General features: G+C 45.1%; 1 protein-coding gene. It reads right to left on the minus strand.

Annotation, left to right across the window (positions count from 1 at the left end):
- Nucleotides 1–71 precede the first annotated feature (71 nt).
- Nucleotides 72–1,814, minus strand: a complete 1,743-nt coding sequence (locus tag QUA03_RS28800; protein ID WP_333217131.1) for an IS1634 family transposase — start codon at nucleotides 1,812–1,814, stop codon at nucleotides 72–74.
- Nucleotides 1,815–1,962 lie beyond the last annotated feature (148 nt).

The raw sequence follows: 1,962 nt of genomic DNA on the forward strand, positions 1-1,962 counted from the left end.
CTGAAGTTCCCCCATTGACAAAAGGCGTCGGAGTATGTAGGGTAAACCTTTGGAGGATTTTGACTCCGGTTTTACTGGGTACAAATCAGAGAAACGCCGAGTAAATCCAAAGCTTTTTGTTGCACAATTGTTGGTTGAGTAATCTTATCGAAAACCCAACTAGCACCCTCCATAGTTGCCAGAATTTCATTGTGGGCGATCGTACCCAAATCTGCGAGTATTGTTTGGAAGCTATGTACTGGCAAATTATCGGCAGTTCGCTTGGTTCTCGCCTTGGCACGAGTGCGATCGCTCTTGGCGGCTTTCACCACTGATTCTTGCTGTTGGTGAGCCGATTCCCAATCGTCCTCATCAAATAGCATCGGAGCCAACAGAGAACGCATTTGCCATTCTACATAATAGGCTAACATACATAAAAATACGTGAGCCTTAACTCGAGCGCCCAGGCGGTGGTAAATCGGTCGCACCTTTAAATCGACAGTCTTAAAACTCCGAAAAGCTTGTTCTACTTGGGACAGGCTTTTATAAGCTCTCACCGTTTCTGTTGGCGATAAAACTTCTGACTCGACTGAAGTCCGAATCACGTACAAACCGTCAAGAGCTGCTTCGTTTTCAATACTTTGCGTGTTTCTTTCGTAGCAGAAGCTGTTCTCTTGAAAATCAAGTTTGAAATGCTTGGCAACTTTGTAACGATTCACCACTTTTCCCACTTTGAGAGCAATATTTGATGCCCCTTTTAAACGTCGCTTCTCTCTAGTTGTCGCAGCAGCGATTTTGGCTAATTCTTTTTCGGTGGCTTGCAACAATTCCTCTCTGGTTTTGGCTCGTTCTGCTGCCAGCATCGGATTGCGACAGGCGATTAAGCGTTCTCCCGGATACTCAGATGACGATATTTCAGCGATATTTTTTTCATCAAATAAAGAGAGTTGAATCGATTCTTGCTCGACGAGGGTGCGGATTTGTACCGAACGCAGCGCGCTAATCCAATCGAAAGCGCGATCGTTAGCTTGAAAATGTTGTTGAATTGTAGTTGAAGAGATAATACCTCGATCGCCCACCCAAATTATTTTAGCAATCCCAAATCTTTCTTTGAGTTTGGTAATTTGATTGGTGAGCGTTGTCGGGTCAGCAGTATTGCCTTCAAATACTTCGATCGCGATCGGACAGCCAGAAGCATCGCACATTAATCCGAATACGATTTGCAATTTACCTCTTTTGCCATCCCGATTGTAACCGTACCGGGCTAGGGGGCAAGTTTTGCCCTCAAAATAGCTGCTCGATACATCATACAGTACCAATGTTGATGATGCCAGATGAAGAGAGGCCAAATTATTTTCGATCGATTCTTGTCTGGATAAGAGCCAATCCATTGCCAAATATAGTTCATCTTCATCGGCACCCTCAATGCCTAAGATTTTGCCAATACTCGAAAAACAAGTTTCTTCGTTGAATCCTCTCGCGGTGGCGAGTTTCGAGCGCGGGTCGATAATTCTGGCAATTATCATCGCCAATACCAATCTTCTGTTGCGACTATTTTCGGAACTAATTAAGTTGTGTAAGCCAGTGTTTTTCAGGCAGCCCAATACTGCTGCTACGTGGCCGTGTGGGCGCGAACGGGTGATTTTAAAAGAATCAGGCAAAGAAGCGATCGTTACGCCACCTTTTAACAAGGCTTGCAGTCCATCTATGGCATGGTCGGGCAATTTAGACAAGTTTGCCAGAGTGCGTTTCCGTACTTTTGAACCTTCGCGGTAGGACTCGCGAAGTAATACGGCCGGCGGAGAATTTCTGTTTGGAACACGTTCGATATACATGACTACAATTATACCGCGAGCGCTGACTAAAGACTCTAAAGAAATCCTTAAATTACATGGGTACACGCTTGGGGGTAAAAAGGCGATCGTTCCTTGTAGTGCAAGGGTTTGTGAGATTTGAACATTCCCCCTACTGGGGGAACTTCAG

It is taken from the genome of Microcoleus sp. S36b_A4 (genome assembly GCF_036700645.1).
Lineage (GTDB): Bacteria > Cyanobacteriota > Cyanobacteriia > Cyanobacteriales > Microcoleaceae > Microcoleus.

What these genes read in the sequence shown, in the direction of transcription:
- QUA03_RS28800 (WP_333217131.1), bottom strand. Translation starts at nt 1,814, where the DNA reads ATGTATATCGAACGTGTTCCAAACAGAAATTCTCCGCCGGCCGTATTA.